Raw genomic sequence first — 16,284 nt, forward strand, 5'->3', positions numbered from 1 at the left:
CCGGAGATCGCCCGCGCGCTGGGCAAGACGGACATCGTCACCCTCAAGTCGCTGCAACTGGCGGCAACCGGCGGGTGGGAAGCGCAGGGCAGCGGCTGGGACAGCAGCTATGTGCCCACCACCCGCGCCGCCGCCGCCCGCGCCTACAAGGAAGCCGGGATCAATGATCCACGCGCGGAACTGAGCCTGACGGAAGTGCATGATTGCTTCTCCATCACCGAACTGGTGACGATGGAGGATCTGGGCCTCAGCGACGATGGCAATGCCTGGCGCGATGTGCTGGACGGACGGTTCGATGCCGATGGCGCCCTGCCCTGCCAGATTGATGGCGGCCTGAAATGTTTCGGCCACCCGATCGGCGCCACCGGCATCCGCATGGTCTATGAGAATTATCTCCAGCTTCTGGGCCGGGCCGGGCCGCGCCAGCGACAGCAACCGGTGGTGAACGCGCTGGCCCATAATCTGGGCGGCGCGCCGTTCCACGGCATCTGTTCCATCTCCATCGTCGGGTTGCTGTAAGGGCATTCCCAAACAAGTCAAACCATGAACTGACAGGATCCGGCCTTGAGCACCCCAACATCCGAACCGGACGCGCGCTACCGCTATGTGGTCGTGGCGGCGCTGGCCTTTGCCTACATGCTCAACTTCGTCGACCGGCAATTGCTGTCGATCCTGGTGGAGCCGGTGAAACAGGATCTCGGCCTCAGCGATACCCAGATCGGCATGCTGACGGGCCTGATGTTCGCGCTTTTCTATACGTTCTTCGGTATTCCGGTGGCCTTGATCGCCGACCGGGGGAACCGTACCCGGCTGATCGCGGCCGCCTGCGGCATCTGGAGCGTCTTCACCGCCCTGTCGGGTTTTGCCACGGGCTTCATCAGCCTGGCACTGGCCCGTATCGGTGTCGGCATCGGGGAGGCGGGCTGTTCGCCCCCCTCCTATTCCATCATCGCCGACTATTTCCCGGCCCATAAACGCGGGCGGGCCCTGGCGCTGTATGTGCTGGGCGTGCCGGCGGGCAGCTTTGTCGGGGCCGTGGCGGGGGCCGCGATCGCCCAGGCCTATGGCTGGCGGACGGCCTTCGTCGTTATCGGCGCCGCCGGCCTGCTGTTCGCGCCGCTGCTGCTGCTCATCGTGCGGGAGCCGGTGCGCGGACGGTTCGATGCCGACATGGCGACGTCGGCGACGGAGAAGGCGGCGCCAAGCCTGACGGCCGCTCTGGCCTATTTCTGGCGGTCGCCGGTCTTTATCCTGACGGCCCTGGCCTGCGGCCTGACATCCTTCTGCTCCTTCGGGATTCTGAACTGGACGCCGGCCTTCCTGACCCGTGTCCAGGGCATGTCGCTGGGCCAGATCAGCGGTTATTTCGGGGTCATCGTGGCCGGGTCCATGGTGCTGGCCGCCTGGATCGGCGCCGTGATCGCCGACAAGGCCGGCGCGCGCAATCCGATCTGGTACACATTGCTGCCCGGCCTGGGCATGGTGATGGTGCTGCCCTTCCTGTTCGGCTTCACGATGGTGGACAGTTGGCAGCTTTCGCTGGTCCTGCTGGTGCCGCCCATCACCCTGACCTCCACCTATCTGGTGCCCGCATTGGCCCTGCTGCAGAACCGCACCCCGGCCCAGTACCGGGCGACGGTCAGTTCCATCCTGCTATTCATCCTGAACCTGATCGGGCTGGGCTGTGGTCCGCTGTTCGTCGGCATGGTCAGCGACCGGCTGACGCCCGTCTATGGCAACATGGCACTGGCGATGGCCCTGCAATGGCTGACACCCTTCATCATCCTGGCCTTCCTGTGTCAGGCGGGTGCGGCGTGGATGATCCGGCGGCAGAAGCAAGGGTGATGTGAAAAGAAATCTCCCACCGTCCCGACGAAAGCCGGAACGGCGGGAGAGGGTCAGACGCTTATCGCCGCTTCCAGTTGCCGGCCCGCCGTTCCTGTACCGCCAGGATGCCCTCGGCGAAATCCTCGGTCACACGCAGCTCATGCTGCTTGCGCGCTTCGGTATCGGTCTGGCGGCGGATATCCTCCAGCAGGCCCTCGCGCAGCGTTGCCCGCGTGGCTTCCACGGCCAAGGGCGCATTCTCGGCGATCTGCCGGGCCAGCGTCAGGGCAGTGTTGAACAGCGCCCCCTCCTCGACCAACCGGTCAGCCAGACCGATGCGCAGCGCCTCCTCCCCATTGATGCGCCGGCCGGTGTAGAGCAATTCGGCAGCCTTCTGCTGCCCCACCACACGCGGCAGCAACAGGGTGATGGCAAAGCCGGGATGGATGCCGATCTTCACAAAATTCACCGCCAGGCGGGTGCTGGGGGCAACCACGCGGAAATCGGCCACCAGCGTCAGGCCCAGCCCGCCACCGATGGCCGCTCCCTGCACCGCCGCCACGATGGGCTTGCGGATGGCGAACAGGCGGTGGGCCGCCGCATAGATATGCTCCGGCTCCTCGTGCTCCTGGGTCAGTTCGGCCCCGGCGCAGAAATTCCGCCCCTCGGCCGCCAGAACGATGGCGTGGATGTCGGGATCGGCGTCAACCTGCTCCAGCGCGCCGCCAATGGCCGTGATCAGCGGAATGCTGAAATAATTGCTGGGCGGCCGGGCAAAGCGGACAACCGCGACATGGCCATCGGCCCGCGTCACATTGATGATATTGCCGTCCGCATCCGGTTCGGCCGATGGACCATGGTCCGGAGAAACTTGATGCTGGTTCATTTTCTGCCCATGCTTTCCTGGGAAAGGCGTTCCTGGCGGAACTGGCTGCGGCGGGCCTTCCCCACCTCGTCGCGCAGGTCGGTGGTGACGAATTCGAAGCTTCGCGGGACCTTGTAGCGGGCCAATTGGCTCGCCAGATAGGCGGCCAGCGTTTCCGCATCCAGGGCTGGTTCCGAACCGGGTGCGACCTGCACGATGGCATGCACCCGGTTGCCCAGATCATCGTCGGGCAGGCCGATGACGACGCTGCCGCGTACATCCGGGTGGCGCTCTATAGCCGCCTCCACTTCCGCCGGATAGATATTGACGGCACCGGAGATGATCAGGTCGGTGCGGCGGTCGGAGATGTACAAAAAGCCGTCATCATCGGTGTGGCCCAGGTCCCCCAGCGAGGTCCAGCCGTCGGTTACCTTCATCTCCGATCCGATATAGCGGAAATTGGGGCCGGCACCGGAGGCATGACGGAAGAAAATCTCCCCCACCTCTCCGGGCGCGCAGGGCGACCCGTCGGGGTGGAGAATTCTCATCTCCGTTCCGGGCGCCGGGCGCCCAACCGACCCGCGATGGGCCAGCCAGTCCGTCCCGTTGATGATTGTGGCGCCGATCCCTTCCGTCCCGGCATAGATCTCGAACAGCCGGCCCGGCCCGATCCAGCCGATCCAGCTTTCCTTCAGCCAAGGTGAACAGGGGCCGCCCAGATGCACCAGGGTGCGCAGGCTGGACAGGTCGTACCGGCCCCGCACCGCTTCCGGCAGGCGCCAGATGCGGCCCATCATGGTGGGCACCATCATCACATAGGTGACCCGGTATCGCTCGATCAGCGCCAGACAGGCCTCCGCATCGAACCGCTCCATATTGACCACATGGCCGCCGCCGAACAGGCACTGGTGCGCGGCGCTGAAGGCGGCATTGTGATAAAGCGGCCCCGGATTGAGGATCGTGTCACCGGGCCGTTGCAGGGCATAGCCAGGTCCCGCCGGGTCTGCCCGCCCATCGAGGGCGGTAACGATGACCTTCGGCCGGCCCGTCGAACCGCCGCTGGTGATCGCCTTCCAGGACGGCGACACGCGCGCCGGCAGGGGCTGATCGCCATCCTCCAGCCCCGGTTCGGCATCCGGCGCCAGGGTCGGGCACTGGGCAAAGCACAGGCCGGGCGGCCCGATCACCAGACGCGGCGACACCGCCTCCACAATGGCGGCGCATTCGGCCGCCGGCATCTTGGGCGAGATCGGGCACGGCACAGCCCCCAGCTTCCATAGGGCAAAGCTGGTTTCAAAGAAGGCGATGGAATTGGGCAGGGCGAAGATGACAAAATCCCCCTGCCCCACCCCGTGACGGGCCAGCAGGCGGGCGCGGCGGTTGGCACGGGCATCCAGTTCGGCCCGGCTCAAGGTCACGCCATCCTGGGTCAGCGCCGGCCGTTCAGGGTCGATGGCGGCATGATGGGAGAGGATCAGACCCAGCGGAATGCGGGCGGCGGCAGGGGGGACCATGTTCATGCGTCCAACCCCGTGCCTTCAGATCCAGACCGTGACGCAGTCCTGCTTGTCATTCCACCCGGCACCGGATCGCCCCTCTCCATTGCAAAACCGAACAGGGGGAAACCTGCCAATGACGGGCATCTGCGTCTAATGCTTTGCTGGCTATTCGCATTCCACGGCGGAATGCCCGCCCATCATTCTTCCGTGGAATGATAATTGACCACAAGTCATTTGACGCATGATCAAGCGCCCACCGACACTGGCCGGAAAGCGGCCCTTTGCCGGGTCTGCACCCAATCAACAATACCGGGGGAGAGGCCAGCATGGAACATTTCCTGAGGAACCGCTGGTACCAGTATGGGTTCAGCCATGAACTGGCCGACACGCCGCTGACCCGCACGATCATCGACATGCCCCTGGTCGCCTTTCGTACCAACACGGATGTCAGCATCCTGCTGGACATGTGCCCGCACCGCTTTGCCCCACTATCCACGGGCCGGGTCGACGATGGGCGCATCATCTGCGGCTATCACGGGCTCGCCTTCGACGGGGCCGGGCACTGCGCTGCCAATCCGCATGGCAAGATCACGACGGCGCTGCGGGTGCGGTCCTTTCCGGCGGTGGAACGGCATGGCGCCCTCTGGGTCTGGATGGGTGAGGCAGCACTGGCCGATCCGGCGCTGATCCCCGACCTGTCCTTCATTGATGAGACGCCAGGGACGGCGCGCATCCATTTCACCATCGCCATCCGGGCCAGCTATCGCCTGGTCACCGATAATCTGCTGGACCTGAGCCATGCGGATTACCTGCATCCCGACACACTGGGCGGGGTCATGACCGGGGTGCGGCCCACCGTGATCGATACGGATAACGGCGTGGCCGTGGAATGGGAAAACCGCAATGTCGTGCCACCACCCCGCTTCCGTGAACGTGTGCCCGCCACCCAGCGGGCCAATGCCTGGACACGGGCGGAATGGCAGGCGCCTGCCATCATGCTGATCAAGACCGCCCTGACCCAGAGCGGCCGGGACCGCAGCCGGGAGGATGAGGTCTGGGCCTTGCACAGCATGACACCGGAGTCGGCGGGGAGTACGCATTACTTTGTCTGCGGCACCCGTCGCGACCGGATGGACGATGTCGAGTATTCGGCGCGGCTGCGGGCGATGCTGCAACACGCGTTCGAGCAGGAGGACAAACCCATGCTGGAAGACCAGCAAAGGCGCATCGGCATGGCCGATCCCGACAGCCTGCGGCCCATATTGTTGTCCATCGATGCCGGCGCCGCCCTGGCGCGTCGCAAGCTGAACCGTTTGATTGCCCAGGAACAGGTTGCCGACGCATGAAAAGGGGGAATGACCGGGGTCGGTATGACTTCATCGTCGTCGGTGGCGGGTCGGCCGGGGCCGTGGTCGCGGCACGGCTGAGTGAGAGCCCCGATATCAGCGTCCTGCTGCTGGAGGCGGGTCCCCGCGACCGCAGCCTGTTGATCCATATGCCCGTCGCCTTCCGTGTGCTGCGCCAGCGCATGCTGTTCGATTGGGGGTATAAGTCGGAACCGGAACCCTATGCGGCGGACCGGTCCATTCCGGCCGCGCGGGGCAAGGTCCTGGGCGGATCGTCGGCCGTGAACGGCATGATGTATTCGCGCGGCCACCCACGCGATTATGACCAATGGGCGCAGATGGGGGCCAAAGGCTGGTCCTTCGACGAGGTCCTGCCCTATTTTCGTAAGTCGGAGCGCAGCGAGCGGGGGGCCAATCCCTGGCATGGCGCCGACGGGCCCATGAGCGTGTCGCGCATGTCGCAGGACGATCCGCTGGTCCGGGCCATGCAGGAAACCGCCCGCGCCCTGGGCCATCCCGTCACCGATGATTTCGAGGCGGGCACGTCGGAAGGCTTCGGCCTGCCCGACCTGACGGTCGGCCGGGGGCGGCGGGCCAGCACCGCCAGCGCCTTCCTGGCACCTGCGCGCAGCCGGCCAAACCTGACGATCGAAACCGGGGCGCAGGCGACCCGTATCCTGTTGCAGGGCGCCCGTGCCGTGGGCGTGGAATACCGGCAGGCGGGCCGGACCCGCGCGGCGCACTGTACCCGTGAAATCGTGCTGTGCGGCGGCGCCTACGCATCACCGCATATGCTGATGCTGTCCGGCATCGGTCCCGCCGACCATCTGCGCGCGCATGGGATCGATGTGGTGGCGGACCTGCCCGGTGTGGGCAGCAACCTGCAGGATCATCCGCTGGTGCCCATGGGGTTCCGGGGCCGGCGCCCCTTCCCGCTGCGCGCAAAATTGCGGGCCGACCGCATTGCCCTGTCGGCACTGCGCTGGGCGCTGACCGGCCAGGGCATGATGGGGACGCAGCCCCTGACCGCCATCGCCTATTACCGCTCGCACGCGGGGCTGGAACGGCCGGATCTGGAGAATATCCTGATGCCGACCAGCCTGAATGCCCATGTCTGGTTTCCCGGCATCCGGCGCCCGCATGAGGATATGCTGACCTCTCTGAACTGCGTGCTGCGGCCCGGCAGCCGGGGCACCGTCCGCCTGCGGTCGGCCGATCCCCTGACCTCGCCTGAAATCCGCTTCAACCTGCTGTCCGATCCAGGCGATGTCGATCTGCTGCGCCATTCGATCGCGTGGACGCGCGATCTGATGGAAACGGACCCGATCCGGGATTTCGTGGGGGAGGAGGTGTTTCCCGGTCCGAAGGTGACCGACCGGTTATCCATGGACCGCTATATCCGCGCCATCGCCGTCACGGCCCAGCACCCGGCCTGCACCTGCCGGATGGGTACCGACGATGGGAGCGTGGTGAACGCCGCCTTGCAGGTGCATGGCGTGGAAGCGCTGCGCGTCGCCGACGCCTCCATCATGCCGACATTGATCGGGGGCCATACAAACGCCCCCAGCATCATGATCGGGGAACGCGCCGCGGATTTTCTGACCGGCCGTCACCGTCCGGTGCCCTCACCCATATAACTGCTTCGCCCGGCTCTCGAACGCCGCCACCATGCGGCGCACGGCCTCGTTGAACAGGGCGCCGATGATGGTCTGCAGGACCTTGTTCTTGAACTCAAAATCCACAAAGAAATCGACGGCGCAGCCATCGGCGTGGGGTTCGAAGACCCAGTGGTTGTTCAGGTAATGGAACGGCCCGTCGACATATTCCACGTCGACCCGCAAGGCGTCCGGATTCAGCGTCACCTTGGAGGTGAAGCGTTCACGGATCATCTTGAAGCCGATCACCAGATCGGCCCAGATCACCGGGTCCTGCCGCTTGCGGATGCGGCAGGCCACGGCCCAGGGCAGAAATTCCGGGTAACGCTCCACATCGGCGACCAGGGCATAAAGCTGCTCCGGCGTATGCGGCAGGATGCGCCGTTCGGCGTGCGTCGGCATGGGATGTCAGAACCCTGGCAAACGCATCATTCGGCGGCCGGGCGGCTGCCCGCCAGCTTGGCCTCACGCGCGGCGCGCAGCTTCCGGAAATCGTCCCCGGCATGGTAGGAGCTGCGGGTCAGGGGGCTGCTGGACACCATCAGGAAGCCCTTGCCACGCGCCAGCGTGGCATAGCTCTCAAACTCGTCCGGCGTCACGAACCGGTCCACGGGCGCATGCTTGGGCGTGGGCGCCAGATATTGGCCGATGGTCAGGAAATCCACATCTGCCGCGCGGAGATCGTCCATCACCTGTCCCACCTCTTCCTTCGTCTCGCCCAGGCCGACCATGATGCCGGACTTCGTGAAGATGGTCGGGTCCACTTCCTTCACCCGCTGCAACAGGGCCAGCGAGGTGAAGTAACGCGCACCGGGACGGATGGAGGGGTACAGGCGCGGAACGGTTTCCAGATTGTGGTTGAACACGTCGGGCCGGGCCTTGGCCACATGGTCCACGGCACCGGGCTTGCGCATGAAATCCGGCGTCAGGATTTCGATGGTGGTGGCCGGAGCGGTCTTGCGGATGTTCAGGATGGTGCGGGCGAAATGATCGGCTCCGCCATCGGGCAGGTCGTCACGGTCCACCGACGTGATGACCACATGTTCCAGGTTCAGGCCGCCCACGGCTTCGGCCACCTTCTCCGGCTCATGCGGGTCCAGATTCAGCGGCTTGCCGGTCGCGACATTGCAGAAGGCACAGGCGCGCGTGCAGATGGCACCCAGAATCATGAAGGTGGCGTGCTTCTTCTTCCAGCATTCGCCGATATTGGGGCAGGCCGCTTCCTCGCACACCGTGTGCAGCTTCAACCCGCGCATCAGATCGCGGGTTTCCGCATATTCACGGCTGGTCGGCGCCTTCACGCGCAGCCAGTCGGGCTTGCGCTGGATCGGGTTGTCCGGGCGGTTGACCTTTTCCGGGTGGCGGACGCGGGGTTCTTCGATCGTCATGGCCCTGACCTTGGGATTGCCTTGGCCCAGAACATAAGCCCCCCACGCCCCCGAACCAAGCGCGGCGTTCCGCCACCCTCCCCCGCATGTGGTGCAAGGCCGGTCAGGCCAGCGCCACGCGCCGGAACGGCACGTCGAACCGGCGCAGCGTGGCACAGCGCCAGAACCATTCCGCCGGGCCATAGGCGTGGTGGCGCAACCACCAGTCGGCGAAGCGCAACTGCACCGCCAGGAACAGCACGCCGACGCCCACCGACAGCGCGATACCCCAATGCTGATAGAAGCCCAGGCCATAGCCATGGAAGAAGGGCACAAAGATGATGGAATGCATCAGATAGCAGGTCAGGCTCATGCGCCCGAAGGCGGTCAACCGCCGGGTAAAGGCCCAGCCCGTGATCCGGGGGTACAGCATGGCAAAGCCCGAGGCCCAGAGCAGCGTCTGCATCAGATTGGCCCAGGACCCCGTCAGCATCGTCACCTCGTACCGCGCCATGCCCTGCAGCGACAGTCCCTTCGCCCAGATCGACAGCGGGAACAGGATCACGAACCCGGCCAGGGCCAGAGCGAAGGTGCGTTTCCAGAGACGGCGATTATCGGGCGTATCCAGATAAAGCTGCCGCCGCCCGGCCATCATGCCCAGCACCAGCAGCCCGGCCATCTGCTGCCAGCGGCCGGATTCCACAAAGAACCAGAAACGTGCCGTCTGGCCCGTCGTCAGGTTGTGGGTGAAGACGGCCGCCCAACTATCCTGTGTGAACAGGTCGAAGATGCGACCGTAAAGGCGCCAGTGGAACGGGTTGGTCGGCGTGGTCTCCGGCGTGATCAGCAGGCTGGCCGCCGACCAGACCGACGGCAATTGCGCCAGCAGCAGCACCACCAGCGGCACCAGCCAGCGGTCGGGGACACGGTAGAGCAGGACCAGCGGCGCGCCCAGCACGGCCAGCACCAGCAGGATATCGCCGATATAGAGCAGCGCATGGACATAGCCCATGGCCCCCAGGATGGCGAGCCGCCAGAGGAAACGCAGGCGGGCGGCGGCATCGCCTTCCTTGCGCGCCCAGCTTTGCAGGATCAGGGTGAAGCTGATCCCGAACATCATGGCGAAGATCGCATAGGCCTTGCCCGCGAACAGACCGAAGGTCAGTTCGTGTACCGCGCTGTTCAGGCTGTCCAGCCAGGCGGGCGCGCCCGTCGGGTAACGCAGCAGTTCGAAATGTTCATCCATATGGACCAGGAACAGCCCGATCAAAGCCGTTCCACGCAGCGCATCGACCATGCCGATACGGCCGCCATCCGGTGACGCAACCTTGCCCATTCTTCACTCCCTGTCCCGTTGGCGGCCCGATTGACCGCGCCGGGTGATCCGGTCTTGACGCCGGTGGTGATTGGTCGGGCACCCCACTTCCGGGGCTGAAAGTCTCACAGCCGGGGTGGAAGGGGCAAGCACGATGGTCGCGACGGGGATGGCGCGTGACAAAGCGGCGACGGGCTGCTTTGCCCTGGCCGGCACCGCCGGATTGTATTACCCCTATGGGATCGGACACGGGATATGCAGATTATGCGCCTGAAGCAGCGGGTTCGGTTCCTTGCCCTGACAATGGTGCTGTGCCCATTGCCCGGCTGCGCCATCATCGACGTAACGACAACGGTGGTGGGGACCGCTGCTGATGTCGCGACAACGGCGGTATCGACCACGGTGGATGTGGTGACGGCCCCCCTGCCCTAACCACCGGACAGGGTGAAGGTGGTCAGGATCGGCCGGTGATCGGACCCGATATCGCCCAGCACCTGCGCATCCTCCGCACCGGCATCACCCAGCACGTGATCAATGGGGATACCGATGAACAGCGCCGATGAGGGCCAGGTGGGGCCGGTTGTCGACAGGCGGGCCAGACTGCCGCCGGCCATGATCCGCCGAATCAAGGGCGACCATGGGGCGGCGTTGAAGTCACCGGACAGGATCAGCGGACCCGGTAATTCCCGCAACCGCGCCACCAGCCAATCCGCCTGTGCGTCCTGTATCGCCTGATCGAAGGGTTGGCCCAGATGCGCGGTCACCAGGGTGAAGGCCCCGCCGGGCCGGTGGACACGCGCGGCCAGATAGCTGGGATTGTCCGGCCGGTCGTGCCAGGGGCTGGTCACCACCCCCAGCCGTTCCAGTGGCCAGCGCGACAGGATGTTGTTGCCGCAATCGGCCTCCCCGCAGGTGAGGCGATAGGCAAACCGGTCGGCCAGGGCATCGGCCCAGGCATAGCCCTGGAAGTGATAGCGTTCCAGCACTACCACCAGATCCGCCTTCTGCTCCCGCGCCAGGGCCACGAAGGCATCCATGGACGGGTTATGCTGCCAGACATTGGCGTGCAGCAACGTCACCGGTTCACCGGGCACTGTCGAGCGCGGCAGCAGGGTGGGAGTTACCAGATACGCATTGATCAGGCAGGCAACCAGAACGGCCAGCACAGCGACCCGATGCCGGAGCCAAACCGCCCCCAGAAACAGGGGCAATGCCGCCCACAGCAAGCCGATGCGCAGATGGTCCGGGACACTCCAGCCGCCGGGCATCCAGCGCAATATGCTAGACAGCAGCAGGACCAGGACACCCAGATACAGCAGCGCCGTCAGGAAGGGGGATGAGGGCGAGGTCCCCTTCAGATCAACAGACCTTGTGATCAAAAGACGATATCCCGATCTTCAGCCTCGAAAACATCCATGAGGGCATCGTGACCTTGCTCGCGTCGCAGTTGGTGGTCTTTCTCGCTGATCGGCATGGCAAAAAGGAAGCGGGTGGGCTTGCCTTCGATCACCATCTGGTCCGGAACATCCCCGCAAATGGGTGAACTGGCCGTTCTGAGCAAGATGACAGCGAACGGGACCGGCATGTCCCGCACCGATCCGGCCGGGGTGACCACCACCTCCCCCAGCCCCAGATCGATGTTATTTTCCCGCTCGTAATCTTCCAGATTGGCCAGTATCAGCGCCACCTCCTTCGGCGACCCTTCCGTAAGCGCCAGAAAAACACTGCTGCCATAGGTCGGTATATTGAACACGACATACCCGTTCATGTCCGCGATCCTTGAATATCCGCAGACATATTTGCCGGAAAAATCCCCGGACAGGGAAAAATCCAACCAATCCACATCCCCGGGAATGGGAAGTTTTTCAAACAGGCTCACCAATATTTGGGCTTGGTATCGGGATAACTTCACGATATCGACACTCCCTTTGATGAATGAGAGCAACACCCTTTACGAAGATGCATAAACAAAAGGGGCGGCCACAAGGGCCGCCCCACTTGCATTGCATCGTCCCTGACGATCAATAGTGAACCGCGCGACCGTAAGCCGCCAGCACCGATTCATGCATCATTTCCGACAGGGTCGGGTGGGGGAAGACGGTGTGCATGAACTCCGCCTCGGTCAGTTCCGCCGTCTTGCCGATGGTATAACCCTGGATCAGTTCGGTCACTTCCGCGCCGATCATGTGGGCGCCCAGCAACTCGCCGGTCTTGGCGTCGAAGATGGTCTTGACCAGACCTTCCGGTTCACCCAGCGCGATGGCCTTGCCATTGCCGATGAAGGGGAAACGGCCGACCTTGATGTCATAGCCGGCGGCCTTGGCCTTGGCCTCCGTCAGGCCGACGCTGGCCACCTGCGGGAAGGAATAGGTGCAGCCGGGAATGTTGGTCTTGTCCATGGTATGGACATGCGGCAGGCCTGCGATCTTCTCCACGCAGATAATGCCTTCATGGCTGGCCTTGTGCGCCAGCCAGGGGGCGCCCGCCACGTCACCGATGGCATAGACGCCCGGCTCGTCCGTGCGGCCATAGCCGTCATTGACGATATGGCCCCGGTCCAGCTTGACCTTGGTGTTTTCCAGGCCCAACCCTTCGGTATTGGCGACGATGCCGACGGCGGAGATGATGCGGTCGACGGTGACCGTCTCAACCTTGCCGGCCACATCGATATGCGCGGTGACGCTGTCCGCATGGCGGTCCAGCTTCACGACCTTGGCGCCGGTCTTGATCTTGATGCCCTGCTTGGTGAATGCCTTGGCGGCGAAGGCGCTGATTTCCTCGTCTTCCACCGGCAGGATGCGGTCCACCACCTCAACCAGGGTCACATCAACGCCCATGGCCTTGTAGAAGCAGGCAAATTCCACACCGATGGCGCCGGTACCGATGACCAGCATGCTTTTCGGCGTGGCGGTCGGCACCATGGCTTCCTTGTAGGTCCAGACCAGCTTGCCATCCGGCTCCAGGCCCGGCAGCACGCGGGCGCGGGCCCCGGTGGCGATGATGATGTGCTTGGCGGCGGCGTCCGTCACCTTGCCATCCTTGGCCGTGATGGCGACCTTGCCGCCGCCCAGCAGCTTGGCCGAACCGTCCAGGACGGTGACCTTGTTCTTCTTCAACAGGCCCTTGACGCCCGCCGACAACTGGTTGGCCACCCCGCGCGAGCGCTTGACGATGGCTTCCACATCCAGCGTCACCTTGCCCTCGACCTTGATGCCATAGGCCTGGGAATGCTGGATGTAATGGGCGATTTCGGCGGAGCGCAGCAGCGCCTTGGTCGGGATGCAGCCCCAGTTCAGGCAGATGCCGCCCAGATGCTCACGCTCCACAACCGCGGTCTTCATGCCCAACTGGGCGGCGCGGATGGCGGCGACATAGCCGCCGGGGCCGGCACCGATGACGATGAGGTCGAAATTCTCGGCCATGATCTTGGTCCTTCATGTCAGGGGCGCTGAGGTCGGCAACAGGAGGCCTCAAGCCTCAACCTTTACCCACCCCTCCTCCGTCATCCCGGCGACAAGCCGGGACCCAGGGGCCACAAGCCCAACGTTTCAGCAGCTTTGGATCGGAAAAACCCTACCGTGGTGCCTTTGGCCCCTGGGTCCCGGCTTGTCGCCGGGATGGCGGTAGAGAGGATGAGAGGGGTTCGAATCCCACCGGAATCCGAACCCCAATCCACATCACAGCATCAAGGTGATCGGGTCTTCGATCAGGCCCTTCAGCAGCTTCAGGAACTCCGCACCCACGGCACCATCGACCGAACGGTGGTCGACGGTGAGCGTCAGGGACATGACGGTGGCGATGGCCAGCGCGTCGCCCTTGACCACGGGGCGCTTCTCACCCGCACCGACCGACAGGATGCAGCTCTGCGGCGGGTTGATGATGGAGGTGAAGCTCTTGATGCCGAACATGCCCAGGTTGGACACGGAGAAGGTGCCGCCCTGGAATTCTTCCGGCTTCAGCTTGCCATCCTTGGCCTTCTTCGCCAGTTCCTTGACCTCGGCGGAGATGGTGGCCAGGCCCTTGCGGTCGGCATTCTTCACGATGGGGGTGATCAGACCACCATCGGTGGAAACGGCGACGGAGACGTCGACATTCTCATACTGAAGAATGCCATCCTCGTGCCAGGAGACATTGGCCGCCGGGTACTTGGCCAGCGCCACGGCCACCGCCTTCACCACGAAATCGTTGACGGAGATCTTCTCTCCCGACTTCTGGTTCAGTTCGGCGCGCAGCTTCAGCAGGTTGTCGATCTCGCAATCAACAGCCAGGCCAAAGTGCGGGATGGTCTGCCAGGCCTCGGTCAGGCGCTTGGCGATGGTCTTGCGCATGCCGCTGTTGGGCAGGACCTTGTACTTCATGCCCAGCTTGTCGGCCAAAGCCTTGGCATCGACACCCTTCGGCGCGGCAGCCGCAGCAGCCGGCGCCGGGGCAGCAGCCGGGGCGGCCGCGACCGGAGCGGCGGCCGCAGCGGCCGGGGCAGCGGCAGCCTTGGGCGCCCCACCCTTCAATGCTGCTTCCACATCGGACTTCACCACACGGCCATGCGGGCCAGTGCCGGCCACGCCGGACAGGTCCAGACCACTTTGCGCCGCCATGCGGCGGGCCAGCGGGCTGGCGAACACGCGGTCACCATGGGCAGCGGCAGCCGGCGCTGCCGCCGGGGCCGGGGCCGCAGCGGCCGCCGGAGCGGCAGCAGCAGCCGGAGCGGCGGCGGCGGGCGCCGGAGCGGCTTTGGGGGCAGCGGACAGGGCGGATGCATCCTCCCCATCCTCCAGGATGACGGCGATGCGGGTATTCACCGCCACGCCCTCAGTCCCTTCGGCCACCAGGATCTTGCCCAGCGTGCCCTCGTCCACGGCTTCCACTTCCATGGTGGCCTTGTCGGTCTCGATCTCGGCGATGACGTCGCCGGACTTGACCTTGTCGCCTTCCTTCTTCACCCAGCGCGCCAGCTTGCCTTCCGTCATGGTCGGCGACAGGGCGGGCATCAGGATATCAACGGGCATATTACAAGCCTCCCTCTGCCTTATTTGCGGTAGGTGACGGACTTGACGGCAGCCACGACATCGTCGGGCTGCGGCAGGGCCAGCTTTTCCAGGTTGGCCGCATAGGGCAGCGGCACATCCTTGGCGCAGACGCGGACCACCGGCGCATCCAGATAATCGAAGGCGTGTTCCATCATCAGGGCCGCGATTTCGGAACCGATGCCGGCGAAGGGCCAGCTTTCCTCCACCGAGACCAGACGGTTGGTCTTCTTCACGCTCTCGACGATCGTGTCGATATCCAGCGGACGGATGGAGCGCAGGTTGATGACCTCCGCACTGATCCCTTCGGCCGCCAGCTTCTCGGCAGCGGCCAGGGCATGGCCGACGCAGATGGAGTAGGCGACGATGGTCACGTCGGTGCCGGCCCGTTCGATCTTCGCCTTGCCGATGGGCAGGATGAAGTCGGGATCGGTCGGAACCTCGAAGCTGTGACCATAGAGAATCTCGTTCTCCAGGAACACGACCGGGTTCGGGTCACGGATGGCGGCGCGCATCAGGCCCTTGGCATCAGCGGCGCTGTAGGGCGCCAGAACCTTCAGGCCCGGCACATGCGCGTACCAGGAAGCGTAGCACTGGCTGTGCTGCGCACCCACGCGGGCAGCGGCCCCGTTCGGGCCACGGAACACGATGGGGCAGCCCATCTGACCGCCGGACATGTACAGCGTCTTGGCGGCCGAATTGATGATGTGGTCGATGGCCTGCATCGAGAAGTTCATGGTCATGAACTCCACGATGGGACGCAAGCCCCCGAAGGCCGCACCCACGGCAAGACCGGCAAAGCCGTGTTCGGTGATCGGCGTGTCGATGACGCGCTTGTCGCCGAATTCCTGCAAAAGACCCTGGGAGATCTTGTAGGCGCCCTGGTATTCGGCGACCTCCTCACCCATCAGGAACACCGTCTCGTCGCGGCGCATTTCGGCGGCCATGCCCTCACGCAGGGCCTCGCGCACCGTCATGGTCTGCGTGGACTTGAACCACTTGTCCTCATCCGACGCGGCCGGAGCCGGGGCGGCCTTCGGAGCCGGGGCGGCAGCGGCGGCCGGCGCCTCGGCCGGCTTGGCGGCCACGGAGGCGGTCGGGGTCGGCGATGCGGCGGCGGGCGCCTCCGCTTCATCCTCGCCCTTGATGCTGGCGATGGGGGTGTTCACGGCGACATTCTCGGTGCCTTCGGGCACCAGAATCTCGGTCAGCGTGCCCTCATCGACGGCTTCCACTTCCATGGTGGCCTTGTCGGTCTCAATCTCGGCCAGGACTTCACCGCTCTTCACGGTGTCGCCCACCTTCTTCAGCCACTTGGCCAGCTTGCCTTCCGTCATGGTCGGCGACAGGGCCGGCATCAGAACCTGTACCATCTCTCAAATCCTC

The 16,284-nt window shown here is 64.7% G+C and carries 14 protein-coding genes and 1 pseudogene; 5 read left to right on the top strand and 10 right to left on the bottom strand.

All coding sequences use genetic code 11. From position 1 onward, the window contains the following. Both KBA48_RS11520 and KBA48_RS11525 read left to right on the top strand, forming a co-directional pair. Window positions 1–519 (top strand): annotated as a pseudogene (locus KBA48_RS11520) (hypothetical protein); the annotation flags it as partial. A gap of 45 nt (window positions 520–564) precedes the next feature. Further along, complete coding sequence (locus KBA48_RS11525; RefSeq protein WP_292906354.1) at window positions 565–1,845, top strand: MFS transporter; 1,281 nt, start codon at window positions 565–567, stop codon at window positions 1,843–1,845. A gap of 61 nt (window positions 1,846–1,906) precedes the next feature. On the opposite strand, the gene KBA48_RS11530 is transcribed toward KBA48_RS11525, so the two are convergent. Together KBA48_RS11530 and KBA48_RS11535 are read right to left on the bottom strand one after the other, a co-directional pair. Further along, entirely contained in the window at window positions 1,907–2,713 is an 807-nt protein-coding gene (locus tag KBA48_RS11530; RefSeq protein WP_292906356.1) for an enoyl-CoA hydratase/isomerase family protein, read from the bottom strand. Next, window positions 2,710–4,212, bottom strand: a complete 1,503-nt coding sequence (locus KBA48_RS11535) for an AMP-binding protein (protein WP_292906358.1) — start codon at window positions 4,210–4,212, stop codon at window positions 2,710–2,712. The genes KBA48_RS11530 and KBA48_RS11535 overlap by 4 nt, the downstream gene beginning before the upstream one ends. A 305-nt stretch (window positions 4,213–4,517) precedes the next feature. Here KBA48_RS11535 and KBA48_RS11540 point away from each other — a divergent pair, with 305 nt between their 5' ends. Continuing rightward, the gene (locus KBA48_RS11540) at window positions 4,518–5,537 is read left to right on the top strand and encodes an aromatic ring-hydroxylating dioxygenase subunit alpha (protein ID WP_292906360.1); all 1,020 of its coding nucleotides are present in this window, start codon (window positions 4,518–4,520) and stop codon (window positions 5,535–5,537) included. Beyond that, a complete protein-coding gene (locus KBA48_RS11545) occupies window positions 5,534–7,174 on the top strand; it encodes a GMC family oxidoreductase (protein WP_292906362.1) in 1,641 nt (546 codons plus the stop codon). The genes KBA48_RS11540 and KBA48_RS11545 overlap by 4 nt, the downstream gene beginning before the upstream one ends. Here KBA48_RS11545 and KBA48_RS11550 read toward each other — a convergent pair. The 3 genes from KBA48_RS11550 to KBA48_RS11560 all read right to left on the bottom strand — a co-directional run bounded on the left by KBA48_RS11550 (window position 7,163) and on the right by KBA48_RS11560 (window position 9,895). Further along, on the bottom strand, window positions 7,163–7,594 hold the full coding sequence (locus KBA48_RS11550) for a type II toxin-antitoxin system RatA family toxin (RefSeq protein WP_292906364.1): 432 nt from the start codon (window positions 7,592–7,594) through the stop codon (window positions 7,163–7,165). The genes KBA48_RS11545 and KBA48_RS11550 overlap by 12 nt on opposite strands. Window positions 7,595–7,620: 26 nt before the next feature. Then, window positions 7,621–8,580: a lipoyl synthase gene (gene lipA, locus KBA48_RS11555; RefSeq protein WP_292906366.1), complete on the bottom strand. Its 960-nt coding sequence runs from the start codon at window positions 8,578–8,580 to the stop codon at window positions 7,621–7,623. Window positions 8,581–8,683: 103 nt separating this feature from the next. Continuing rightward, window positions 8,684–9,895: a DUF418 domain-containing protein gene (locus KBA48_RS11560; RefSeq protein ID WP_292906368.1), complete on the bottom strand. Its 1,212-nt coding sequence runs from the start codon at window positions 9,893–9,895 to the stop codon at window positions 8,684–8,686. Window positions 9,896–10,129: 234 nt separating this feature from the next. Here KBA48_RS11560 and KBA48_RS11565 point away from each other — a divergent pair, with 234 nt between their 5' ends. After that, complete coding sequence (locus KBA48_RS11565) at window positions 10,130–10,306, top strand: hypothetical protein (protein ID WP_292906370.1); 177 nt, start codon at window positions 10,130–10,132, stop codon at window positions 10,304–10,306. Here the strand turns inward: KBA48_RS11565 and KBA48_RS11570 are convergent. From KBA48_RS11570 to KBA48_RS11590, 5 genes are all read right to left on the bottom strand, one after another. Then, entirely contained in the window at window positions 10,303–11,253 is a 951-nt protein-coding gene (locus KBA48_RS11570) for an endonuclease/exonuclease/phosphatase family protein (RefSeq protein WP_292906372.1), read from the bottom strand. The genes KBA48_RS11565 and KBA48_RS11570 overlap by 4 nt on opposite strands. Continuing rightward, window positions 11,250–11,753: a hypothetical protein gene (locus KBA48_RS11575; protein WP_292906374.1), complete on the bottom strand. Its 504-nt coding sequence runs from the start codon at window positions 11,751–11,753 to the stop codon at window positions 11,250–11,252. The genes KBA48_RS11570 and KBA48_RS11575 overlap by 4 nt, the downstream gene beginning before the upstream one ends. A gap of 142 nt (window positions 11,754–11,895) precedes the next feature. Further along, the gene (lpdA, locus tag KBA48_RS11580; RefSeq protein ID WP_292906376.1) at window positions 11,896–13,296 is read right to left on the bottom strand and encodes a dihydrolipoyl dehydrogenase; all 1,401 of its coding nucleotides are present in this window, start codon (window positions 13,294–13,296) and stop codon (window positions 11,896–11,898) included. Window positions 13,297–13,551: 255 nt separating this feature from the next. Continuing rightward, a complete protein-coding gene (locus KBA48_RS11585; RefSeq protein WP_292906378.1) occupies window positions 13,552–14,880 on the bottom strand; it encodes a pyruvate dehydrogenase complex dihydrolipoamide acetyltransferase in 1,329 nt (442 codons plus the stop codon). A 20-nt stretch (window positions 14,881–14,900) separates the two neighbouring features. Next, window positions 14,901–16,271, bottom strand: a complete 1,371-nt coding sequence (locus KBA48_RS11590) for a pyruvate dehydrogenase complex E1 component subunit beta (protein ID WP_292906380.1) — start codon at window positions 16,269–16,271, stop codon at window positions 14,901–14,903. Window positions 16,272–16,284: the final 13 nt, after the last annotated feature.

Origin of the sequence: Niveispirillum sp. (assembly GCF_017996735.1) — a bacterium.
GTDB lineage: Bacteria > Pseudomonadota > Alphaproteobacteria > Azospirillales > Azospirillaceae > Niveispirillum.

Bases quoted from the DNA above. Each gene is read 5' to 3' on its own strand.
- KBA48_RS11530 (WP_292906356.1), bottom strand. From the start codon at position 2,713: ATGAACCAGCATCAAGTTTCTCCGGACCATGGTCCATCGGCCGAACCG.
- KBA48_RS11535 (WP_292906358.1), bottom strand. From the start codon at position 4,212: ATGAACATGGTCCCCCCTGCCGCCGCCCGCATTCCGCTGGGTCTGATC.
- KBA48_RS11540 (WP_292906360.1), top strand. From the start codon at position 4,518: ATGGAACATTTCCTGAGGAACCGCTGGTACCAGTATGGGTTCAGCCAT.
- KBA48_RS11545 (WP_292906362.1), top strand. From the start codon at position 5,534: ATGAAAAGGGGGAATGACCGGGGTCGGTATGACTTCATCGTCGTCGGT.
- KBA48_RS11550 (WP_292906364.1), bottom strand. From the start codon at position 7,594: ATGCCGACGCACGCCGAACGGCGCATCCTGCCGCATACGCCGGAGCAG.
- lipA (WP_292906366.1), bottom strand. From the start codon at position 8,580: ATGACGATCGAAGAACCCCGCGTCCGCCACCCGGAAAAGGTCAACCGC.
- KBA48_RS11560 (WP_292906368.1), bottom strand. From the start codon at position 9,895: ATGGGCAAGGTTGCGTCACCGGATGGCGGCCGTATCGGCATGGTCGAT.
- KBA48_RS11565 (WP_292906370.1), top strand. From the start codon at position 10,130: ATGCAGATTATGCGCCTGAAGCAGCGGGTTCGGTTCCTTGCCCTGACA.
- lpdA (WP_292906376.1), bottom strand. From the start codon at position 13,296: ATGGCCGAGAATTTCGACCTCATCGTCATCGGTGCCGGCCCCGGCGGC.
- KBA48_RS11585 (WP_292906378.1), bottom strand. From the start codon at position 14,880: ATGCCCGTTGATATCCTGATGCCCGCCCTGTCGCCGACCATGACGGAA.
- KBA48_RS11590 (WP_292906380.1), bottom strand. From the start codon at position 16,271: ATGGTACAGGTTCTGATGCCGGCCCTGTCGCCGACCATGACGGAAGGC.